17 protein-coding genes are annotated in these 21,194 nt (G+C 73.1%); 13 read left to right on the top strand and 4 right to left on the bottom strand.

All coding sequences use genetic code 11. The features are described 5' to 3' along the window. Positions 1-141 precede the first annotated feature (141 nt). Both H7827_RS15570 and H7827_RS15565 read left to right on the top strand, forming a co-directional pair. A complete protein-coding gene (locus H7827_RS15570) occupies positions 142-582 on the top strand; it encodes a hypothetical protein (protein ID WP_432745872.1) in 441 nt (146 codons plus the stop codon). Continuing rightward, a complete protein-coding gene (locus tag H7827_RS15565) occupies positions 579-3,557 on the top strand; it encodes a hypothetical protein (RefSeq protein ID WP_432745870.1) in 2,979 nt (992 codons plus the stop codon). The genes H7827_RS15570 and H7827_RS15565 overlap by 4 nt, the downstream gene beginning before the upstream one ends. Positions 3,558-3,627: 70 nt before the next feature. Here H7827_RS15565 and H7827_RS15560 read toward each other — a convergent pair whose 3' ends face one another. After that, positions 3,628-4,578 carry an aldo/keto reductase gene (locus H7827_RS15560; protein ID WP_432745868.1) on the bottom strand — a complete coding sequence of 317 codons (951 nt, stop codon included), beginning with the start codon at positions 4,576-4,578 and terminating at the stop codon, positions 3,628-3,630. A gap of 560 nt (positions 4,579-5,138) precedes the next feature. Then, positions 5,139-7,358: an MMPL family transporter gene (locus H7827_RS15555; RefSeq protein ID WP_432745866.1), complete on the bottom strand. Its 2,220-nt coding sequence runs from the start codon at positions 7,356-7,358 to the stop codon at positions 5,139-5,141. Positions 7,359-7,611: 253 nt separating this feature from the next. Here H7827_RS15555 and H7827_RS15550 point away from each other — a divergent pair, with 253 nt between their 5' ends. The 3 genes from H7827_RS15550 (at position 7,612) to H7827_RS15540 (ending at position 10,281) form a co-directional block, all read left to right on the top strand. Then, positions 7,612-8,346 (top strand): TetR/AcrR family transcriptional regulator, encoded by a 735-nt coding sequence (locus H7827_RS15550; RefSeq protein WP_432745864.1) that lies wholly within the window; start codon positions 7,612-7,614, stop codon positions 8,344-8,346. A 295-nt stretch (positions 8,347-8,641) separates the two neighbouring features. Then, a complete protein-coding gene (locus H7827_RS15545; protein ID WP_432745862.1) occupies positions 8,642-9,739 on the top strand; it encodes a helix-turn-helix domain-containing protein in 1,098 nt (365 codons plus the stop codon). Then, on the top strand, positions 9,736-10,281 hold the full coding sequence (locus H7827_RS15540; RefSeq protein ID WP_386537146.1) for a hypothetical protein: 546 nt from the start codon (positions 9,736-9,738) through the stop codon (positions 10,279-10,281). The genes H7827_RS15545 and H7827_RS15540 overlap by 4 nt, the downstream gene beginning before the upstream one ends. A 508-nt stretch (positions 10,282-10,789) precedes the next feature. Here the strand turns inward: H7827_RS15540 and H7827_RS15535 are convergent. Both H7827_RS15535 and H7827_RS15530 read right to left on the bottom strand, forming a co-directional pair. Beyond that, positions 10,790-11,656: a GNAT family N-acetyltransferase gene (locus H7827_RS15535; protein WP_432745859.1), complete on the bottom strand. Its 867-nt coding sequence runs from the start codon at positions 11,654-11,656 to the stop codon at positions 10,790-10,792. Between the two features lie 59 nt (positions 11,657-11,715). Beyond that, positions 11,716-12,630, bottom strand: coding sequence for a helix-turn-helix transcriptional regulator (locus H7827_RS15530; protein ID WP_432745857.1), 915 nt, complete (start codon positions 12,628-12,630; stop codon positions 11,716-11,718). 126 nt (positions 12,631-12,756) lie between these two features. On the opposite strand from H7827_RS15530, the gene H7827_RS15525 reads away from it, so the two are divergent. The 8 genes from H7827_RS15525 to H7827_RS15490 all read left to right on the top strand — a co-directional run bounded on the left by H7827_RS15525 (position 12,757) and on the right by H7827_RS15490 (position 21,174). Beyond that, positions 12,757-13,008 (top strand): Atu4866 domain-containing protein, encoded by a 252-nt coding sequence (locus H7827_RS15525; RefSeq protein ID WP_432745855.1) that lies wholly within the window; start codon positions 12,757-12,759, stop codon positions 13,006-13,008. Beyond that, positions 13,005-13,745: an SDR family oxidoreductase gene (locus H7827_RS15520; RefSeq protein WP_432745853.1), complete on the top strand. Its 741-nt coding sequence runs from the start codon at positions 13,005-13,007 to the stop codon at positions 13,743-13,745. Before H7827_RS15525 ends, H7827_RS15520 begins: the two co-directional genes overlap by 4 nt. Then, the gene (locus H7827_RS15515; RefSeq protein WP_432745851.1) at positions 13,742-14,233 is read left to right on the top strand and encodes a nuclear transport factor 2 family protein; all 492 of its coding nucleotides are present in this window, start codon (positions 13,742-13,744) and stop codon (positions 14,231-14,233) included. Before H7827_RS15520 ends, H7827_RS15515 begins: the two co-directional genes overlap by 4 nt. A gap of 107 nt (positions 14,234-14,340) precedes the next feature. Further along, positions 14,341-16,902: a rhamnogalacturonan lyase gene (locus H7827_RS15510; RefSeq protein WP_432745849.1), complete on the top strand. Its 2,562-nt coding sequence runs from the start codon at positions 14,341-14,343 to the stop codon at positions 16,900-16,902. A 116-nt stretch (positions 16,903-17,018) separates the two neighbouring features. Next, the gene (locus H7827_RS15505; RefSeq protein WP_386540395.1) at positions 17,019-18,074 is read left to right on the top strand and encodes a tetratricopeptide repeat protein; all 1,056 of its coding nucleotides are present in this window, start codon (positions 17,019-17,021) and stop codon (positions 18,072-18,074) included. Beyond that, complete coding sequence (locus H7827_RS15500; RefSeq protein WP_432745847.1) at positions 18,071-19,114, top strand: polyprenyl synthetase family protein; 1,044 nt, start codon at positions 18,071-18,073, stop codon at positions 19,112-19,114. Before H7827_RS15505 ends, H7827_RS15500 begins: the two co-directional genes overlap by 4 nt. 306 nt (positions 19,115-19,420) lie before the next feature. Then, positions 19,421-19,978 (top strand): sigma-70 family RNA polymerase sigma factor, encoded by a 558-nt coding sequence (locus H7827_RS15495; protein ID WP_432745845.1) that lies wholly within the window; start codon positions 19,421-19,423, stop codon positions 19,976-19,978. Beyond that, entirely contained in the window at positions 19,975-21,174 is a 1,200-nt protein-coding gene (locus tag H7827_RS15490) for a hypothetical protein (RefSeq protein ID WP_432745843.1), read from the top strand. Before H7827_RS15495 ends, H7827_RS15490 begins: the two co-directional genes overlap by 4 nt. Positions 21,175-21,194 lie beyond the last annotated feature (20 nt).

Here is a 21,194-nt window from a genome sequence, read left to right as displayed (position 1 = left end):
GCCCCCCGACGGGCCGGTTCGCGGGCGTACCTGCGTACGTGATCCGACACCGCGCAACCTAGCCGCAGCCACTGACAATCGGCGGTGGCGCGGGCGGCCCGCCCGGGTAAGGGTGGGGGAACCGACCAGGAGGGGGAGAACGTGCTGGAGGAACTGATCATCGCCGGGGGCGCCACCGTCGTCGGAGCGATGGCCACCGAGGGGTGGCAGGTGGCCCGGGACGGGGTGGTGCGGCTGTTCCGGCGGGGTGCCGACGACGACGAGGAAGTCACCCAGATCCAGGGGCAGCTGGACCGGTCGGCGGCCCGGGTGGGGCGCGCCGAGGATGCCGGGCAGGCGCGGGCGCGGCTCGCCCCGCTCTGGCAGGACGAGTTCGAGGATCTGCTGCGCCGGCATCCGGAGGCCGCCGAGGAGTTGCGGGAGCTGATCGGGGAGATCTCGGCGGCGCTGACCACCGACCAGCGCGACCGGGTCGCCGCCGACATCCGCGGCCAGGTGCAGCACGTCACCACGCACGACAACAGCAGCGCCTACGTGGCGCAGGGCGGCGACGTCCACGTGTACCACCGCGACGAGCGGTGAGCCGCCAGGTCTTCCACGTCGAGAGCGGCTACGGCTACGGGGTGGTCGGCGCCGACCTGCACGTCTTCGCCGACCGGGGCCCGGTGTACCTGCTCGCGGAGTACCGCTCCGCCGCCCTCCCGGCCGGCCGCCGCGTACCGCCGGGGCAGCCGAGCCGGCTGCTCAACTCCCGCTACGAGGTGGTGGACTTCACCGGCCGGGAGCCCGAGCGGGCCGCCCTGGCCGGCTGGCGTGACACGGACGAGGAGCTGTCCGTGCTGTGGCTGCATGGCCCCGGCGGGCAGGGCAAGTCCCGGCTGGCCGCCCAGGTCGCCGCCGAGAGTGCGGCGGCCGGCTGGAAGGTGGTCACCGCGACCCACGGCCCGGGCACCCTCGTGCCCTCCCCCGGCAGCCACGACGTACGCCCCGGGCCCGGCGCCCGCGGCCTGCTGCTGATCGTCGACTACGCCGACCGCTGGCCGCTCACCCACCTCACCTGGCTGCTCAGCAACAAACTGCTGGATCTGCCCCTGCCCACCCGGGTGTTGCTGCTGGCACGTTCCGCGTCCGCCTGGCCGGCCGTGCGCGGCGCGCTGGAGGGGGGCGAACGGTGGGCCGGGACCCGGGACCTGGCGCTGGAGCCGGTGGACGAGGGGCGGGAGGCGATGTTCCGCACGGCCCGGGACTGCTTCGCCGCCCGCTACGGACTCCGGGACCCCGGCGCGGTCGAGCCGCCCGGACCGCTGGACGGACCGGAGTTCGGGCTGGTGCTGGCGCTGCACATGGCCGCGCTGGTGGCCGTGGACGCGTACGCCCGCGCCGATGACCTGGCACCCCCACGGGACATGGCGGGCCTGTCCGCGTACCTCCTGCACCGCGAAGCGGCGCACTGGCGCCGCCGGTACGAGAACCACCGCGAGGGTCTCGACCACCCGACGCCGCCGGGCGAGCTGCGGCGAGCGGTGTTCACGGCCGTGCTGACCGGTGCCGCCCCGCACGCGGACGGCGTCGCGGCCCTGGGGCGGCTCGGCTTCGGTGCGGAGTCGGCCGGCCGGCTGCTGGATGATCACCGCGCCTGCTATCCGCCGGGGGAGCCGGGAGCTGTCCTCGAACCGCTGTACCCGGACCGGCTGGCCGAGGACTTTCTGGCGCTCACCCTCCCCGGCCACCCGGTCGGCGGCGATCCCGGGGAGCCCTGGGCACCCGACGCGGTGCGGGGGTTGCTGGCCCGTGACCCGGCGGGTGCCGCACCGGGGTACGCGGGGCGGGCGCTCACCTTCCTGGCCGCCGCCGCGGCGCCGCGCCGCTGGCCGCACGTGGCCGGGGTGCTGGCGGAGCTGCTCGGCGCCGACCCGGCGCTGGCTGTCGACGCGGGCGGCGCCGCGCTCGGGGCGCTGGCCGAGGTCGAGCTGGCCGCTCCGGTGCTGGAGGCCGTGGGCGGCGCCCTGCCCGAGCTGGGGCAGCTCGATCTCGACGCGGGCATCGCGCCGTTCGCCGAACGGCTGAGCACGGTACGGCTGGCCGCCGCCGGAACGCCCCGCGAGCGGGCCCTGGTGCTTCAGGAGCTGGGTTTCCGGCTGGCGCGGGCGGGCCGGCGCGAGGAGGCACTGACCGCCAGCCGCCGGGCGGTGGAGGAGCTGAGACAGACGGCGGACCCGGACGCGGACCCGGCCGAGCTGGCCGCTGCGCTGGGGCAGCTGGCCGAACAGGCGGGCCGGGCGGGACGCCGGGCGGAGAGCGTACGGGCGGCGCGGGAAGCCGTCGCGCTGCACCGGCGGCTGACCCGTGCGGATCCGGTGATGTACGAACCCGAACTCGCCGTCTCGCTCTCGCAGCTGGGCCAGGGGCTGCTGCGCCAGCGGCGCGGCCGGGAGGCGCTGGCCACCATGGAACGGGCGGTGGGCACCTTTCAGCGGCTGGCCGCCTCGGACCCCTCGGAGTACGAGCCCGCGCTGGCGATCTCCCTGGGCAACCTCGGCGCCCTGCTGTGGAGTCACCGGCGGTGGGCGGACGGGCGGCAGGCCGTCGAGCGGGCGGTGGACATCCTGCGGCAGCGGATGGCGGGCGGCCCCTCCGGGGGTGCACTGGGCCGGGCGATGACGGTGGAGGAGTCCGACCTGGCGCAGCTGCTGGGCAACCTGGCGGTGATGTGCTGGTCGGCCGGGCAGCGCCCGCAGGGGGTGGCCGCCGCCGAGGAGTCGGCCGGCATCTTCCGGCGGGCGGCCGAGGCCAACCCCGCCGCGTTCGAACCCGAACTGGCCCGGGTACTGCACGATCTGAGCCGCTTCCTGCCCGAGTCCGGCCGCTGGCGGGACGGCCTGAACGCCGGCGACGAAGCCGTCACGCTCTACCGGCGGCGGCTCGCGCAGACCGCCGAGGACGCCACCAGCCCCCGGACGTACGAGGCGGAACTGGCCCGTGCGCTGCGACGGTCCGCGTGGTCCCGGATCCACGCGGGGCACGAACCGGCCGTGGCACGGGCGGCGGCGGACGAGGCGATCGGGTACTACCGGCGGCTGGTCGGGGTGCGGCCCTCCTGGTTCGGCGAGGATCTGCGGGACGCGCTCAAGGCCCGGCAGGCGGCCGAGGACCGGGCCGCCGGCATCCCCGTCGAGCCGGCCCCGCGGACCTGGATGGCGGAGGAGCACTGGGTGGTGCTGCTCAACCAGGACGAGATATGGCAGGACGCCCAGAACAACCGCTACCGCCTCGACAGCATGTCACCGGCCTACTGCCGCAATGTCGCCCGGTTCGTCCTGCGGCAGGCCGACGAGATCGTGCATCTGCTCGTCGAGCACCTGGGCATCGCGCCCGACGCCCTCGGCCTGCGCCGGGAGGAGCGGGCGACGGCCTGGCTGGAACGGCAGCCGCTGCTCATCGCGCTGCGCCGCCGCGCCCGTGGGCTCGACGCCCGGCCGGCGCGGTGCCACTGCGGCTACCCGATCCGGCCGGACTGGCACCACGGGCACTGCTACCCGGGGATCGTCGTGGACTGACACCCACCGGCCCCCGGGCCTCCCTACGGGCGCCCCGGCACGTCCGGGCCACCCGGCGCGTGCCCACGGGTCAGCGGTGGTACGCCGGGGCCGGGCCCCGCAGGGTGTGCCAGACGGCGTCGACGCGGTCCAGGGCCTCGGCCGGCAGCGGGCCGCGCCCGGCCGACGTGATGTTGGCGCGCAGCTGGCCGGGCGTGGAGGCGCCGATCAGCACCCCGTTGACCAGCGGCCGGTCCACCAGCCAGCGCAGCGCCAGTTCGGGCAGCGGGATGCCGAGCCCGTCCGCGACCACCGTCAGTTCGGTGACGGCCGCGAACAACCGCCGGTCCCAGTACCGCTCGCGGTACATCGCCGCCAGCCGCGAGTCCCGGAACCTTCCGTGCTCCGGCGGCTCCCCGAACCGGTGCCGCCCGGTCAGCAGCCCGCCGCCCAGCGGGTTGTAGACGATGGTGGAGATCCCGGCCGACGCCGCGTACTCCGCGTACTCCTCCTCGACGCGCCGCGCGATCAGGTTGTACAGCGACTGCGAGACCCCCGGGACGGGGGCGCCGCGCAGCCGGGCCTCGGCGCGCAGTTCGGCGATGCGCCAGGCGGAGTGGTTGGAGACACCGACCGCCCCGATGCGGCCCTCCGCCGCCAGCGCGGCGAGGGCGTCCAGGGTCTCGGCGATCTCCGTCTCCCGGTCCGGCTTGTGCAGGTAGAAGAGGTCGAGGCGATCGGTGCGCAGCCGCCGCAGGCTGCCCTCGACGCTGCGCCGCAGCGCGCCGGCGGACAGCGGGGCGGCCCCGGCGGCGTCCTCGTGCGGCATCCCCGCCTTGGAGGCGACCGCGAACCGCTCGCGGCGCCCGCCGGCCGCCAGCAGCTCGCCCAGCATCTCCTCGCAGGCCCCGCCCGCGTACACGTTGGCGGTGTCCAGCTGGGTGATGCCGCTTTCCTCGGCGAGATCGAGCATGGCGGCGGCTCCGGCCGCGTCGACGGTGTCGCCGAAGGTCATGGTGCCGAGCACCAGTTCAGCGGGCATGGGCGGGGGCTCCTTCGGTGAACGGGGTGCGCGGGGCCCTCGCCGGGCGGTACGGGGGCAGCACCGGCCGGCAGCGGCGGGTGCCGGGGTGAGCGTGCCGGGCGGGCCGGTGCGGGGCGCGCGGGCCGGCGGACGCGGGTCGTACGCCCGGACCGCCGGGTCCGGGTCGCACGTCCGGCGGGCGACGGTGGGTTGGCCGGGGTGCCCGTGGCCGTGAAGCGGGACGACGGTGTGGACGCCGGGCGCACGGTCGAGCCGACGAGGTGGGTACGACCATGCGGCAGAGAATATCCGCGCGAGGCCAGAAATCGGCGGTCATCACCCGGTGCCCGTGGACATGAGGTCCGAGGGGACGAGGGCCGGCGGCGCGCGGCGCCCGCTCACCGTGCGGCGTGCCGGGGAGGAGAACGTCAACACCTTCGGCGGCTGGGTCGCGCGATGACAGCGGGCGGCACCCCGGGGGAGGGTGCCGCCCGGTGTCCCGGGTCCGCCGCCCTGAACCCGTCCGCCCCCGGTACGGCGGGGGCGGACGTCCGGCGGACCCGGGGCCGTTGACCGGCTCAGACCCCGGCCGTCTCCTTCTCCACCGGGGCCTGCTCCGGCGCGGTGCCGCCCTCCCGCAGGCCGATCCGGGCGTGGATCCTGCGCAGCGGCCCCGGCGCGTACCAGTTCCAGCGGCCCAGCAGGCGCATCGAGGCCGGTACCAGCACGCCGCGCACCACCACGGCGTCCAGCAGGATCGCCAGCCCGCTGCCCAGGCCGAACATCTGCATGAAGCTGATCTGCGAGGTGCCGAAGGCGAAGAAGCTCACCGCGAGCAGCAGGGCCGCGGCGGTGACGATGCGGCCGGTGTGCCCGAGGCCGTCGGCGACGGCCGTCTCGTTGTCCGCGCCGGCGTCGTGGAGTTCCCTGATCCGGCTGGTGATGAACACCTCGTAGTCCATCGACAGGCCGAAAGCGATGCAGAACATCAGCACCGTCATGGCGACTTCCATCGGCTGCGGGGTGAAGCCGAGCGGCGAGGACAGGTTGCCGTCCTGGAAGATCCAGGTCATCACGCCGAGAGTGGCGCCCAGGGTGATCATGTTGAGGACCAGGGCGCGCAGCGGCTGCACGACGCTGCCGGTGAACAGGAACAGCAGGATGAAGGTGGTGACGGCGATCAGGCCCAGGGCGAGCGGGATCCGTTCGCCGATGGAGTCCTTGGAATCGATGAGGGACGCGTCCGAGCCGCCGACCAGCGGCTGGGACCCGTCCGGGCCGCTCACCGCGCGGACCTCCCTGACCAGGTCCTGCGCGGCGTCGGACGCCGGGGCCAGCCCGCTCACCAGGGTGATCCGTTCCGCGTCGGGGCGGCCGAGACCGGGGTTGCCGGGGGCCGTGGCCGCGGGCTCCCCCTCGGTGAAGGCGCCCGCGCTGGTCTCGACCCGGACGACGCCGGGCAGCGCGGACAGTTCGACCGCGTACGCGGCCAGTTCGTCCCGGCCGACGCCCCGGTCGATGACGACGTGCACGGCGGCGTCGTCGTTGCCGTCGAAGTCGTTCCGCAGCGCCTCGGAGACCTGACGGCTCTCGGCACCGGTGGGCAGCACCCGCTCGTCGGGGACGCCGAAGGTGATGCCGAGCAGCGGGGCCGTGGCCGCCACCAGCACCGCGAGGACCGGCAGCGCGGTGAGCACCGGACGGCGCATGACGGTACGGGCCAGCCGACCCCACAGCGAGCCGCCCGCGTCGCGGACCCCCGCCTTCGCCCAGGGCATCCGGCCCTTGTTCACCCGGTGCCCCAGGACCATGAACAGCGCCGGCATGACGAACAGGGTGCTGACGGCGGCGATGACCACGACCCCGACCCCGGCGTACCCGATCGACCGCAGGAAGTACTGCGGGAAGACCAGCAGGGTGCCCAGCGCCGCCGCCACCGTCGCGGCGGAGAACGCGACGGTCCGGCCCGCCGTGGCGACCGTCTGCCGCACGGCGTCCTCGACCCGGGTCCCGGCCGCGAGCTGCTCGCGGAACCGGCTGGTCATCAGCAGCGCGTAGTCGACACCAAGTCCCAGGCCCAGTGCGGTGGTCAGGTTGGTCGCGGAGATCGACACCTCGGTGATCGAGCCGAGGACCGTCAGCTGCGCGAACGTTCCGGCGATGGCGATGATCACGATGACCAGCGGCAGCAGGGCCGCGACGACGCTGCCGAAGACGACCAGGAGCAGCAGGAGCACCAGCGGGACGGCGATGATCTCCGCCAGGATGAGGTCGTCGACCACCTGCGTGGACATGTCGGAGCCCACGGCGGCGGCGCCCCCGGCGCGTACGGTCAGCGTGCTGTCGTACGTGCCGGTGTAGGTGTCGATGACGGCGTCGGTGTTCTCCTGGAGTTCCATCTCGTCGCCCGCCACATGGACGAGGACGATGGCACCCCTGCCGTCCCGCGAGCGCAGGTCCGGGCTGCCGGTGTCCCAGTAGGAGACGATGTTGGCGAGGTGCTCCTCCGCGCGCAGTTCGGCCAGCAGCGCCTCGCCGCTCTCCCTGGCGGCCGGGTCGTCGACCCCGTCCGGGGCGCCGACCAGCAGGATCAGATTGGTGCCTCCGCCGAATTTCTCCTCGATGAGCTCCCCGGCCCGGGTGGAGGAGGACGCCGGATCGTCGAACCCGCCGCCCCGCAGTTTCTCGAAGGCGCCGCCGCCCACGGCGCCCATCACGAGCACCGCCACGAAGGCGGCGATGAGGACGAGCCGGGGCCGGCGGATCGCCAGCTCGGCTATACGGTCAAACACGTACATTCTCCTTGGAAGCGCGCAGGGTGAAACGGGCTGGTGAATCGGGCTGGTGAATCGGGATAGGGCAGCGGGGTGACTGCGGGGAAACCGACCGGGTGCTCCGCGGGGGCACTTCGCCCTGATCACAGGCGGGTGCGGTGACGCACTCCTCGTCGCCGGCACGACGTTAGTGAGCCGGACACGGATGCGGGAGTGTCAGATTTCCCTGACACCCCCGCACATTTGTCACCCGGCGGGAGCGGCATAGGGTCACCGCATGCCCGCAGACGACGACGCGCATCCCCCGCTCTCCCTGCGCGAGAGGCGGCGGGCCACCGCCACCCGGGAAATCCTGGAGACCGCCGAGCGCCAGGTCATCCGGAAGGGGCCGGAAGGTCTGTCCCTGCGCGGGATCGCCCGCGATCTCCGGATGAGCGTGCAGTCGCTCTACCACTACTTCCCCCACCGGAACGCCCTGATCACCGGGCTCATCACCAAGACCTACGACGACCTGGGCGACGCCGTGCGGGCCGGTGTCGACTCCGTGCCGGAGGGCGAGGTCGTGGCCCGCGTGCTGGCCGGCGTCGAGGCGTACCGGCGGTGGTCCCTCACCCACCCTGAGCTGTTCCAGCTGCTGTACGGGACACCGCTGCGCGGCTACGCGGCGCCACCGGAGGGGCCCACCACCCAGGCGGTGCGCCGGATCAGCGCGATCTTCGAGCACGAACTGTTCGGCGGCTTCACCCCGGAACAGCTCGCCGCGGCCGATGTCCCGCCCCTGTCACCCGAACTCCGCGCCCATCTGAACCTTCTGGGCGCGGGCGTCCTGCCGACGCCCGCGACATCGCTGCTGCTCAGCATGTGGGGACACATGCACGGGCTCATCGTCCTGGAGGTGTTCGGCCACACCGCGTTCGTGGGACCCGAGCACCAGGCGGAGATCTTCCGCATGTCCATGCACACCATGCTGGAGGACACCTACCGCCGCATCGCCTCGCCCGGCTCCCGCTGAAGGGGACAGTGGCGGGTAGCCGGGACATGACTCGTCCGGCCCCGGAGGCCGCATGTCCACGCCGCTTCGCGCGGGCGCACGACCCGCAGCTCATGGAAGCCCAGACTGGGCGAGGGCGGGCAGCCCCAATCCGGAGCGCTGACATCACGTAGTGGCGCCGGGGCCTGTGCTCCAGCTGGTGCGGAGCCCTCGCGTCACTGTGGCGGCGCACACGGCGATGGAGAAACTCACCCAAAGCATGTACTCACATGCAAAGAGCGACTTCTCTCGGCGCCTCTGTGCTAAATTCGCACACATGGAAATCGGAAGGCGGGTGGCCGAGGCCAGAGGAGAACTCGGCGTCACTCAGGCTCAACTTGCCGCTTCCCTCGGCATGGACCGAACCGTACTTGCGAAGATCGAGTCCGGAAGTCGTCGCGTGGCTGCCGTGGAGCTCGTGGCGATCGCACGTGAACTGAGGCGTCGCGTCGAATGGTTCGTCGATGAGGCCCCACCCGCACTCGCGTCCTACCGAAAAGCCCAGCCAGAGGTGGCTGTGCAGGCCATCGACACCGAACTCGACTCGCTCGTCCGGGACGCCGAGTTCGTCACGGACCACTGTCCCGATCTCGTGAAGGGCCAACCCGACACCCTGCCACGACCCGCTACGGCGGAAGAAGCCGAGAAGCTTGCCGCCTCGGCCCGGCAACTGCTCGACCTGGAGCCGGAGCAACCGGCCCACGACCTCTCCGGGCTGGTCGCCCGTGTAGGGCTGCTCCTGTTCGCGATGGATCTGGGCGAGGGAGCGGATGCCGGCACGGTACTTCTGAGGCGCGGTGGCATCGCCCTCGTCAACGGACACTGGCGGGTCGGCAGGCGGCGCCTCGCCGCCGCCCACGAACTGGGGCACTACCTGATCGCGGACCAGTTCTCGCTGGACTGGCGGATCGCCACCTCCCAGGCTCATGACCTCGAAGCGAGACTGGACCGCTTCGCACGCGCTCTCCTCCTGCCCGGCGATGACCTCCGGCAGCGCTGGGCGGCCTGGCTCGGTACAGCGGATGAGACATGGCGAGATGCCGCAGTGCGCGCCGCCAGCCACTATGGAGCCGACATGGCGACGCTGGCGCGCAGACTTTCCGAGATCGGCCTGGTGGAGAAGCACCAGGCGGACGACATTCGCCGGGTGAACACCAAGCAGGCCGACATCGTGGAGAAGAACCTGGTCGTCCGGGACGAACTCGCACCAGTGGCCCTGCCGCGCTCCTACGAGCAGGGCGTACTGAAGCTCTACCGGCGCGAGACCATCACTGCGGAACGCGCTCTTGGGCTGCTCCGTGGAAACTTCGACCGGGATTCGCTGCCCGACCTGCCTCACGCGCCGGAGGCGGAGATCTGGGAAGTGACGTCGTGACTGAGCCCGAGTCGGCTTACGTACTGGACACCGGGCCGCTGAGCCATTTCGCAAAGGCGCAGTGGCTGGGGGTGCTCAAGATCCTGCTGAAGGAACACAGCGTGCTGATTCCCGACCTGGTCGCGGAGGAGTTGCGCAACGGAGCTCAACAACATCATCATCTGCACTCGGTACTGGAGGCCGACTGGATCCGGACCGTCTCGCTCGAAACGCCCGTCCAGCTCAAGGCGTTCGTCCACTACGAGCGGCGCCTGGTCGGTCCGGACGGACGCAACGTCGGCGAGTGCGGTGTCCTCGCGTTAGCCGAGTCCCTGCCGGAGGCCGTGGCCGTCGTCGATGACCGAGTGGCCAAGGCAGCCGCCCGGGGCCGCCCTGTGACACTGCGTCGGACACTGGGACTCCTGTGTGATGGCGTCCGCGCCGGACTTCTCACGGTTCCGCTGGTTTCCGCGGTCGCAGATGACCTGATCGTGAGCAAGTACCGTCTCCCCTTCGGGCCCGGGGGCTTCGCCGAATGGTCCGAGAAGGAAAGACTCTTCTGACCTCTGGCCGACGGGGCCACCCGTAGGAGGCTCGCTACATGAACCGAGCGCGAAGCCCACGCGCCGCGGCGGAACGCCGGGAGACACAAGCCCCACGCCGACGTGGCCATCTCTGTTGGGTAGCTACCGGGAACGGGCCTTCCAGAAAGGGCCATCAGGAGCATTCACTCTTCCGGCGTCCCCCGTTCGCCGCGTTCCCCCGGCGCCCGGTCCCGGACCGGATCCTGCCGTCCGACCCCGACCCTCGGCTCGGGCCCGGGAGGGCAGCACCGCACGCTCCCCCACGGAACTCCAGCGCCTCCACGGGCGGCGGCGTGCCGGCGGACGGAGAACGGCGGTGCGGCGGCCGTCCGCGCCCGAGGCGCACGGTGCGCACGGAGAACGCCCGGCCCGGCCGCGTACCGCCGGACCGCGCGAGCCCGTGACGCCTGCCGGGCTTTCGGCGCGGCGATCGGGTCGACCCACCCATGTCGTCATGGCGAACCGGCCGCATGAAGCGGTCCGGCCTCTATGCCTCCCGGTGGCTGTCCCGGGTCCCCGGGAGGGTGCGGAAGCCCGCCGACACATAGGTGGCGACCCCCGCGGTGTTGGCCGTCGGGGTGCACACCAGGGCGCTGGAGGAGCCCAGTTCGCGCAGGGCCGCCGTCGCGGCGACGGCGATCGCCCGGCCGTATCCGCGACCGCGGTGGTCGCGGTGGGTGCCCAGCGGCTCCAGCACACCCGGTCGCCCCGGGCCGGCCGACCAGACCGTCACCGTCGCGACGGCCGTGCCCTGTTCGTCGTACGCGACCAGGCAGCGGGCGTCCGCGTACGGCGCTCCGGCCGCCATCGCGTGCCAGCGCCCGTCCGTGAAGGTCGAGCTGTCGAAGGACGCCCGCTGCACGGCGACCCGGTCGCCGACCCGCTCGGGACCGGCCACCTCGATGCGTACTCCCGGGTCCGGCAGCGGCTCGGTGAGGCCGTGGCGCAGGGGCGTCCACGGTTCGCCGGCGCGCCAGCCCCGTTCGGCCAGCAGGTCGTGGAGCGGGGAGTCCATCGGGGCTTCGACATCCGCCGTCCCGGGGCCGAGCACGCCGCGTTCCGGGCGCGCCACATCATCGGCCAGCCGCCGCGCCAACTCCCCGTCGCGGCGCACCTCCGGGGCGGTGGTCAGCCGGAACAGGCGGGGCCCGTCCAGCAGTCCGACGGCGAGGATCCGCCCGTCCCGGCTCCAGGTGCGGACCGCCGCGGCCGTCGCCCGTGCCCCGAACCGCCAGAACCAGCCCAGGTCCCCGGGGTGCAGCTGGATCGGCTGCCCGTCGTCCTGCCACTCCCGCAGCGCGTCCACGACCTCGGTCAGACCCTCGGGCTCCGGCGTGCGCAAGGCGATCGTCATGGGCCCATCACAGCGCACCGGCGCGGCGGTCCGCACCCGGTTTACGCGCCGATACGTCCTCAGAGGGAGCCGGTGCCGCCCGTGGCGCCCCGCGACGTGGCGTGCAGGGTGCCCAGCAGGGTCAGGGCCTGTGCGGCGGCGGAGCCGGGGGCCGCCTGGTAGATGATCAGTTGCCGGCCGGGGGCCTCGCGCACGTCGAACGCGTGGTAGGTCAGGGTCAGCGGGCCGACGTCCGGGTGGTGGAGGTGCTTGGCCGCCCGGGTCTTGCCCCGGACGGTGTGGGCGTTCCACAGCCGGCTGAACTCCGGGCTGCGGGCGGTCAGCTCGCGGACGAGGGCGCGCAGGCGCGGATGGTCGGGATCGGGTCCCGCTGCCTGGCGCAGATGGCCCGCGAGCGCCTCGGCCGTGGCGTCCCAGCGGGTGTAGAAGTCCCGCCCCGCCGGGTCGAGGAACGCCATCCGGGCCAGGTTGTCCGGCTGCCCGAAGGGGGAGTGCAGAGCCTGGGCCAGGGCGTTGGCCGCCAGGATGTCCAGGGTGTGGCTGATGACGAACGCGGGGGCGCCGGGGTAGCCGTCGATGAGGTCGCGCAGTGCGGGGCCGACGCGTTCCCCGGCGGGCGGCGTGAACCGCTGTCCCGGTGTGGTGCCGGCCAGTTGGTGCAGGTGTTGGCGGGCGTCGGTGTCCAGCCGCAGGGCGTCGGCGAGCGCGTCGAGGATCTGGGCGGAGGGGTGGCGTTCGCGGCCCTGTTCCAGGCGGGCGTAGTAGTCGGCGTTCACCCCGGCCAGCACGGCGACCTCTTCGCGGCGCAGTCCGGGGACCCGGCGCTGCCCGTAGCTCGGCATGCCCACGTCCTGCGGGTCCAGGCCCGCCCGGCGGGCCCGCAGGAAATCGCCCAGGTGATTGCCGGAACCGGAACCGGAGCGGGACGGGGTGGAGGGGCGCGGGGCCCCGGACGGGGAACGGTCGCCGGTCATGTCCTCCAGGCTAGGACGCCCGCGCCGGGCCCGCCTGGGTGTGCCGCACCCCGGCAGCGACCGTCCTGGCCGCCGCCGGGCGCCCGCCCCAGGCTGGGCCGTGACAGCCAGCGAAGGGAGTCCGGCATGACGGACCACACGAGCGTGGTCGGCCTGTGGGTGACCGCGGACGGTCACATCCGCCAGGAGTTGCGGGCCGACGGCCGGTACGAGGAGGCCCGCGGCGCGCGCCGCGGCGCGTACACCGGCCGCTACACGGTGACCGGTGACCACATCGACTACGTCGACGACACCGGGTTCACGGCGACCGGCGACATCCGGGACGGCGTGCTGTACCACGAGCACCTCGTCCTCCACCGGGAGAGGACGACGCGATGACCCGCACCACGGCCAAGGTGGTGGCGATCACCGGCGCGAGCAGCGGGATCGGCGAGGCGACCGCCCGGCGGCTCGCCGCCGACGGGCACCGGGTGTTCCTGGGCGCCCGGCGCACCGACCGGCTCGCCGCGCTCACCGGGGAGATCAACGCCGCGGGCGGGACCGCCGCGTACCGGCGGCTCGATGTCACGGACGCCGCGGACGTACGGGAGTTCGTCTCCGGCGCCCGTGCCCGTTTCGGGCGGCTGGACGTCCTGGTGAACAACGCCGGGGTGATGCCGCTGTCGCCCCTGGAGGCGCTGCGCACCGACGAGTGGGACCGCATGATCGATGTGAATGTGCGCGGCGTGCTGCACGGCATCGCCGCCGCGCTGCCGCTGATGCGCGAGCAGGAGGGCGGCGGCCATCTGGTCAACGTCGCCTCGGTCGGGGCGTACGAGGTCTCGCCGACCGCCGCCGTGTACTGCGCGACCAAGTTCGCGGTGCGGGCGATCTCCGAGGGGCTGCGCCAGGAGTCGGGCGGGCGGGTGCGGGTCACGCTGGTCTCTCCCGGGGTGACCGAGTCGGAACTGGCGGACGGCATCTCCGATCCGGTCGCCCGGGCGGCCATGACGGCGTACCGGGCGGTGGCGTTGCCGGCCTCGGCCGTCGCGGACGCGATCGGGTACGCCGTCGTCCAGCCGCGCGAGGTCGATGTCAACGAGATCGTCGTGCGTCCCGCCGGGAGTGCCCAGTGAGCGATCATCTCGCAGCGCTGGAGCGCCGGCTCGGGGTGCTGGAGGACAAGGAGGCGGTACGCGCGCTGCTGTTGCGGGGGTGGCGGGCGCTGGATCGCGGGGACTGGGGGGCGTGGAGCGCCTGCTGGGCCGGGGACGCGGTGCTGGAGTTCGGTCCGTGGGGGGAGATCCGCGGGCGGGAGGCGATCCGGGCGCGGGTGGAGGAGGCGGAGTCGCCGTACGCCGCCATGCAGCACCACATCCTCAACCTGCACGTGGAGGTGGAGGTGGACGGGGGCGCGGCGGGCGACCGGGCGTCGGGCTTCGGCTACATGTGGTTCGTCGCGGTCGGCGGGCCCGCCCCCGGGGCGGTCGCTGCCCCGTACGCGATGGGTGGCCCGTACGCGTGGGAGTTCCGCCGTGATCCCGGGCGCGGCTGGCTGGTGGCGCGCCAGCGGCTCGGTGTCCAGTGGACGCACGGAACGGATCCATTGCGCGCCTTTGAGTGAAGCTCTCGCCTTTTGTGCGCAAAGGGTTGACGGTGTGGAGGGGGCACCGTAGCGTCTCGGCCGTTTATTGAGTCGATTCAATCATCGGTCGTGGAAGGGACGTTCCCATGAGACCGTACGGAAGAACGCGAGCCGTCGCCGTGACGGCGGCGCTCGTCGGCGGGTTGCTGGCGGGTGCCGCCGGGCCCGGGGCCGCAGCCCCGGGATCCGGCTCCGGCACCGGTTCCGCCGCCCTCCAACTGGAGGAGCTGGACCGGGGCCTGGTGGCCGTCGCCACCGACGAGGGTGTGTTCCTCAGCTGGCGGCTGCTCGGCCACGAGGTGACCGGGGCCGGGGAGAACGGCATGACCGGCGCCGACTTCCGGGTGTACCGGGACGGCGAGGCCATCGCCACCGTCACCGACAGCACCAACTTCCTCGACCCGGACGGTCAGGACGGCGCCTCGTACCGGGTCGCCGCCCTCGTCGGCGGCACCGAGGTCGACCGCAGCGACGCCGTCTCCCCCTGGTCCGAGGGCTACTACGACATCCCGCTGCGCAAGCCGGCCGACGGCGTGACCCCGGCCGGCGAGGCGTACACGTACCGCGCCAACGACATGAGCGTCGGCGACGTGGACGGCGACGGCCAGTACGAGTTCATCGTCAAGTGGGACCCGTCCAACTCCAAGGACGTCTCCCAGGTCGGTTACACCGGCAATGTCTACATCGACACCTACCGCTTCGACGGCACCCTCCTGCACCGTATCGACCTGGGCGTCAACATCCGGGCGGGCGCCCACTACACGCAGTTCCTGGTGTACGACTTCGACGGCGACGGCCGCTCGGAGATGATGTTCAAGACCGCGCCGGGCACCAAGATCACCCGGTACGGGAAGGACGGCCGGGCCGTCTCCACGAAGTACATCACCATGCCCCGCGAGGACGTGCGCGCCGGTTACGGGCACGGTGACGACTACCGGATGAGCGCCGAGGACTACGCCGAGCACCTCGCCGGCATCTTCCGGGGCTGGCACGAGCACCCCGAGGTCGTCGCCGGGAACTGGCCGGCCACCGTCGAGGAGGCGCTGGGCGCCGAGGACGAGTTCAGCCACAGCTACCCGCTGTCGGCCGCCGACGCCGCCGAACTCACCGACTACTTCATCGATGTCTACGCCCCCTCGCGCAGCGGCAACAACCGGCTGCGCGCCTTCGAGGGCTTCATCGTCGACGGGCCCGAGTACCTGACCGTCTTCAACGGCCTGACCGGCGCCGAGCTCCAGACCATCGCCTACAAGCCCGGCCGCCACGACGACGGGCTCATGTGGGGCGACTACGCGATGAACCGCATCGAGCCGGGCAACCGGGTCGACCGCTTCCTGTCCGGCGTGGCCTACCTCGACGGCACACACCCCTCCGCCGTGTTCGCCCGCGGCTACTACACCCGCACCACCCTCGTCGCCTACCGCTGGGACGGCCACCGGCTGACCGAGGACTGGTACGTGGACAGCGGCTGGACCCCGATGTCCAACCCGTTCAACGACGGCCCGCACGGCGTCGAGGGCACCGACCCCGAGTACGGCACCCTCACCACCCAGGGCTTCCACTCGCTGTCCGTGGCCGATGTGGACGGCGACGGCAAGCAGGAGATCGTCTACGGTTCGGCGACCCTGGACCACGACGGCTCGCTGCTCTACAGCTCCTACGACTTCGGCCCGCCGGAGTCCAGCGTCCCGGGCGAGTACGTGAAGCTGGGCCACGGTGACGCCATGCACGTCGCCGACATCGACCCGGACCGCCCCGGCCTGGAGATCTACACCGTCCACGAGGGCGGGCCGTGGGCCCCGTACGGGTACGCGCTGCGCGACGCCGCCACCGGTGAGGTGCTGTACGGCGGTTACACCGGCGTGGACACCGGGCGCGGCATGATCGGGGACATCGATCCGGACCGCTCGGGCCTGGAGACGTGGGGTTCGGGGATCGGGCTGTGGAGCGCCGGCGGTGAGCGGCTGGGCTCGCAGACCCCCGGCACCAACATGAGCATCCGCTGGTCGGGCGACATGACCACGCAGCTGGTCGACGGCGCGATCGATGTCACCCCGACCATCGAGGACTGGCAGCGCGGCACGCTGCTGACCGCCACCGGCACCCTCACCAACAACCACACCAAGGGCAACCCGTCCCTGGTGGCCGACATCTTCGGCGACTGGCGCGAGGAACTGCTGGTGCGGACCGAGGACAGTTCGGCGATCCGCGTCTACACGAGCACGGAGGTCACCGACCGCAAGCTGTACACCCTCATGCACGACCCGCAGTACCGGGTGGACGTGGCGCGGCAGCAGACCACCTACAACCAGCCGTCCTACCCGGGCTTCTACTTCGCCTCCGACACCGACTGGGCGGACGTCCCGGTGCCGGACTACGTGACGCCGGGCGGGGTGACCGCGCTGAAGGACGCGCTGGACGGGTTCGTCCGGGCCGGGGACGTCGACCGGGTGACCGGCATCCTGCTGTCGGTGCCGCTGCTGGTGGCCAAGGTGCAGTGGGAGCAGGCCGGCAGCGCGCGGGGCGCGGTGGCTGCGCTGGAGTCGTTCGTGTGGCAGCTGGAGAAGGCGTCGAAGCGCTCGGTGTCGGACGGCGCGCGGGCCGCGCTGAGCCATCGGGCGCAGGTGCTGATCGGCCAGTTGCGGTGAGGAACGTCTGAAATTCATGGCGCGCCGGAGCCGTTCGGGGCTCCGGCGCGTCTCATCATCGGACCACCACAACGGCTATACATACTGAGTATACACCTCGTGTATAGTCGCTCCGCATGTACGCCAACGCGTTCGCGCCCGAATATCAGGGCGCCCTGAACTCCCTGTCGGTCAACTCCTCGCTCACCGATGTCCTGCGTGCGGCGAGCGAACAACTGCGGATCGCCGAAGCCTCCGGCGACCGGCGCGAAGTGGCCCGCGCCGGACTCGGCGTCGCCGAGGCACGGCGCCGGCTCGGCCAGGTCGCCGAGGCGGACGCCGCGTGGAAGGCCAGCTACCGTGCCGCCCGCGCCGCGGACGACCTCGGCGCCATGGCCTGGGCCATGTGGAGCGGCGGCACCCTCGCCCGGCAGCGCGGCGCGCTGCCGCTCGCCCGCCGGCTGCTCACCCTCGCCGCCGATCTCGGCAAACGCGGCGACGACGTCGTCGCCCGCGGCTACTCCCTCGCCGGGCTCGCCGAAACCGGCCGAATACAGGGGGACTACCAAGCCGTCGGCCGGCTGCACGAGCAGCTCCTCGCCGAGGCCCGCAAGCGCGGCGAGGCCCGGCACACGGTCTGGGCGCTGGAGGGGATCGCCCAGATCCACCGCAACACCGGGGACTTCGACCGCGCGCTCGCCCTCTTCGAGGAGGCCGCCGAGATCGCCCGGGGCGCCGACGACCGGCGCGGCTGGGCCTGGGCCCAGCGCGGCATCGCCGACATCGTCTCGGTCCGCGACGGCGACGCCGACCGCGCGCTGAGCATCCTGGAGAAGGCCGAACGAGCCTGCCGCCGGATGAACCTCACCTCCGCGCTCGCCTACAACCACAAGATGCGCGCCAACGTGCTCTTCCGCGCCCGCCGTTACCGGCAGGCCAAGCGCGGCTACGAGGAGACGCTCGCCGAGTTCCGCGCCATCGACGAGCTGCGCGGCCAGGCCCTGTGCCGGCTCGGACTGGCCAAGACCCTGCACCGGCTGGGGCAGCGCGGCCCGGAGGAGACCGCCGCCGAACTGCGGGAACTGCGCACCCTCTTCCAGCGCATCGGGCTGTACCACGCCAGAGCCATGACCGACAAAGCACTGGCCGAACTGCCCACGACCGCGCCCGCCCCCGCGGAGGCCGCCCCATGATCCGCGAACTCACCCCCACGACAGCCACCCCGGCCACCGCCCCCACGACCACCCCCACCCCCGCGGCCGACATCCTCGCCCGCACCCGCGCCGCCACCGCCCCCGCCCTGGACCGGGCACTGCGCCAACTGCATCCCTGGCTGCACGAGATGGCCACCCACACCCCGGACGGCAAGGGCATCCGCGCCGCCCTGACCCTGCTGGCCGCCGAAGCCGTCGGCGCCACCGGGGCCACCGCCGTCCCCGGCGCCGTCGCCGTGGAACTCGTGCAGACCTTCTCCCTGGTCCACGACGACATCATGGACGGCGACGAACACCGCAGAGCACGCCCGGCCGTGTGGAAGGCGTACGGCACCGGGCCCGCCGTCCTCGCCGGCGACGCGCTCCACAGCCTGGCCCTGGAGACCCTCGCCGCCGGCGGCGGCCCGCACACCGCCACCGCCGTACGGCACCTGATCGGCGCCCTGCGCGACCTGGTGCACGGCCAGGCCGAGGACCTCCGGTTCGAGCACGCGCCCTGGCGCGGCGAGGGCGCCGTCACCCCGCACGCGTACCTGGGCATGGCGGGCCGCAAGACCGGCGCGCTGTTCGGCTGCGCCACCGCGCTGGGCGCGGCCCTGGGCGGCGCCCAGCCCCGTACCGTCGACGCGCTGCGCCGTGCCGGGCTGCACGCCGGGGTGGCCTTCCAGGCCATCGACGACGTGCTGGGCATCTGGGGCGACCCGGCGGTCACCGGCAAGCCCGTGTACGGCGATCTCCGGCGGGGCAAGAAGACCCTGCCGGTGCTGCTGGCCCTGGCCGGCGATCGCGCGGACGCCCGTGCCCTGGCCGCCGTGCTGGGCACGGACCCGTTCGGCGACGAACACGCCCGGTACGCCGCCGCCCTGATCGAGGCGGCCGGCGGGCGCGCCGCCGCGCTCGCCGAGGCGGACCGGCAACTGGCCCTGGCCCACCGGTCGCTGCGCGCGGTGCCGCTGGCACCCGCCCCTGCCGGGGAAATTCGCAGCCTTCTTTCATATCTCACCACCCGCCGCGGCTGAACAACCGGTGCGCGGAGAATTCCGCGCACCGTCACCCGGCCCCCCGCGCGCCCGCCGTGGCCGCGCCAGGCATCGCCCATCGGCGCCCTGCCTGCGGTTTTACCCCGACGTCACACGCGCCGCCGCCTGTTGTCAGCCGCGCACTGCCCGTATGCCGCCCGCCCGCAAAGTCCCCCAGGTATCGGTAAACAAAAATCTGAGCTACATCTGAGCTTATTGGCCGGGATTTTCCCCACCATCTGGAGAAACATGGACGCGGACATGAATACGCTCTCCACGCCGAGACGCTGAGGATGGAGCAGACCCATGCGTACCGCTCAACGCGACCCAGGCGAATTGCTGGACCGGCTCAGCAGCGCGTACCGTGCCCGGCTGCTGCGCTATGTGAACCGGCTCACCCTGGGAGACCCCCACCGCGCTGAGGACATCGTGCAGGAGACCATGCTCCGGGTGTGGCGCCTGGCCGTGCGGCAGTCCACGCGAACGGGCGCCGCCGAGCACGAGATCGCCTACGACGAGGACCGCCTCGTCGCCTGGCTGTACACCGTCGCGCGTAACCTCGCGGTGGACGCACACCGCCGTGACCGCACCGTCCCCATGGGAGTGGTCCCGGCACCCATGCTCCAGCGCTGCACGGAGCCCGACATGGCCGACGCCGTCGTCGAACGCCATGTGGTGCACGGAGCGCTTGCCCGCCTCACCCCCGAACACCGCGAGGTCCTCGTCCAGGTGCACCTGTGCGACCGGTCCCGTGCCGATGCCGCCCGCGCCATCGGCGTCCCCCAGGGGACCGTCAAGTCCCGTACCCACTACGCTCTGCTGGCCATGCGCCGCGAGATGCGACGGGAGAATGCCGCGGCATGAGAAACACCGACCCCTTCGAGTTCTTCAGCACCCACCGCGACACGATCTTCCGCATCTGCGGGATCATCGGCGCGCTGCTGATCGTCTTCCTCATCCTGCGGGCCATCGCCATGCGGATGGGCGGCTGGTCCGCGGCGTGGGCCCGCGTCAAACGCGAACTCGCCGTGACCCGCAACGCGTTCGCCGCACCCATCCGCGCCTGGTTCCAGCACCAGCGGCGGCTGCGGCGCCTCGTCCACCACCTGGGCGCCCCGCTCACCTGGCGCGACGCCGAACGCGCCCTGGTCCGCGCCCGTCAGGAGGCCGCCCCCGCCCGCCCGTACGCCGCGCTCGTGGACGACCGCGAGGTCACCGTCCTGCTCGCCGACTCCACCGAGGCCGGCACCTGGACCATCGACCGCACCGAACTGCCCGCCGTCACCCCCGACCCGGACGCCGTGCGTCCGGTGATCGTCTCGCTGGGCGTCAGCGAGGACGGCACCGGCCGCGCCGTCTTCCTCGACCTGGCCACCGGCCCCCAGCAGTTCGCGATCGAGGGCGACCAGCGCGCCGGCGCCGCCCTGCTCCAGGCCATCGCCGCCCAACTGGACGTCCGGCTGCCGGCCGGCCTGGTCACCGTGGCCGAGGGCGTGCACCGCGACCACCAGGGCGAGCCGGTGCGCAACGCCTACCGCGCCGCCCGCGAGACCGAACCGCACTTCGGTCTCGGCCCGGTGCTCATCGCCACCGAACTGCCCGACCCGCTGCCCGTCGAGCTGAGCGCGCCGCCCTCCGAGGACCTGAGCGTCCCGCGCGTCATCGTCACCGGCCCCGGCCGCGGCCACGTGCGGCGGCTGCTCGCCGACCGGCACGCCCGCGTCTACGTCACCGGCACCCCACTGCTGCCCTTCTTCGACGCCCTGGGCCGCGCGCTCGCCCGCGTCCTGCCCCACATCCCGCCCGTCCTGCCGCCCGCCCCGCCCACCGGCAACGCCGCCAGCGACCTCTTCGAGGAGGCCGAGGGCCAGGAGCAGCAGCAGACCACCCTCGTCAAGACCCGCAAGGCCGAACCCGAGGAAGTCCCGCTCGGCCGCAGCGCCGCCGCCCCGCTCGCATCCGTGGCGGACGCGGAGGCCGGCGAGACCTCCGCAGGGCCCACCGCCGACGCCACCCCAGGCACCTCCCCCTCCATCACCAGCCGCTCCCCGCAGCCCTGAGCTGAGCCGAGAGCGCCCGA

The organism is Streptomyces sp. JH002 (assembly GCF_050916115.1).
GTDB classification, from domain to species: Bacteria; Actinomycetota; Actinomycetes; order Streptomycetales; family Streptomycetaceae; genus Streptomyces; species Streptomyces xiamenensis.
Note: the sequence above shows the minus strand (reverse complement) of the source record. Positions and strands in the feature narration are given on the sequence as shown.

Bases quoted from the DNA above. Each gene is read 5' to 3' on its own strand.
- H7827_RS15560 (WP_432745868.1), bottom strand. From the start codon at position 4,578: ATGCCCGCTGAACTGGTGCTCGGCACCATGACCTTCGGCGACACCGTC.
- H7827_RS15555 (WP_432745866.1), bottom strand. From the start codon at position 7,358: ATGTACGTGTTTGACCGTATAGCCGAGCTGGCGATCCGCCGGCCCCGG.
- H7827_RS15550 (WP_432745864.1), top strand. From the start codon at position 7,612: ATGCCCGCAGACGACGACGCGCATCCCCCGCTCTCCCTGCGCGAGAGG.
- H7827_RS15545 (WP_432745862.1), top strand. From the start codon at position 8,642: ATGGAAATCGGAAGGCGGGTGGCCGAGGCCAGAGGAGAACTCGGCGTC.
- H7827_RS15535 (WP_432745859.1), bottom strand. From the start codon at position 11,656: ATGACGATCGCCTTGCGCACGCCGGAGCCCGAGGGTCTGACCGAGGTC.
- H7827_RS15530 (WP_432745857.1), bottom strand. From the start codon at position 12,630: ATGACCGGCGACCGTTCCCCGTCCGGGGCCCCGCGCCCCTCCACCCCG.
- H7827_RS15525 (WP_432745855.1), top strand. From the start codon at position 12,757: ATGACGGACCACACGAGCGTGGTCGGCCTGTGGGTGACCGCGGACGGT.
- H7827_RS15520 (WP_432745853.1), top strand. From the start codon at position 13,005: ATGACCCGCACCACGGCCAAGGTGGTGGCGATCACCGGCGCGAGCAGC.
- H7827_RS15510 (WP_432745849.1), top strand. From the start codon at position 14,341: ATGAGACCGTACGGAAGAACGCGAGCCGTCGCCGTGACGGCGGCGCTC.
- H7827_RS15505 (WP_386540395.1), top strand. From the start codon at position 17,019: ATGTACGCCAACGCGTTCGCGCCCGAATATCAGGGCGCCCTGAACTCC.
- H7827_RS15500 (WP_432745847.1), top strand. From the start codon at position 18,071: ATGATCCGCGAACTCACCCCCACGACAGCCACCCCGGCCACCGCCCCC.
- H7827_RS15495 (WP_432745845.1), top strand. From the start codon at position 19,421: ATGCGTACCGCTCAACGCGACCCAGGCGAATTGCTGGACCGGCTCAGC.
- H7827_RS15490 (WP_432745843.1), top strand. From the start codon at position 19,975: ATGAGAAACACCGACCCCTTCGAGTTCTTCAGCACCCACCGCGACACG.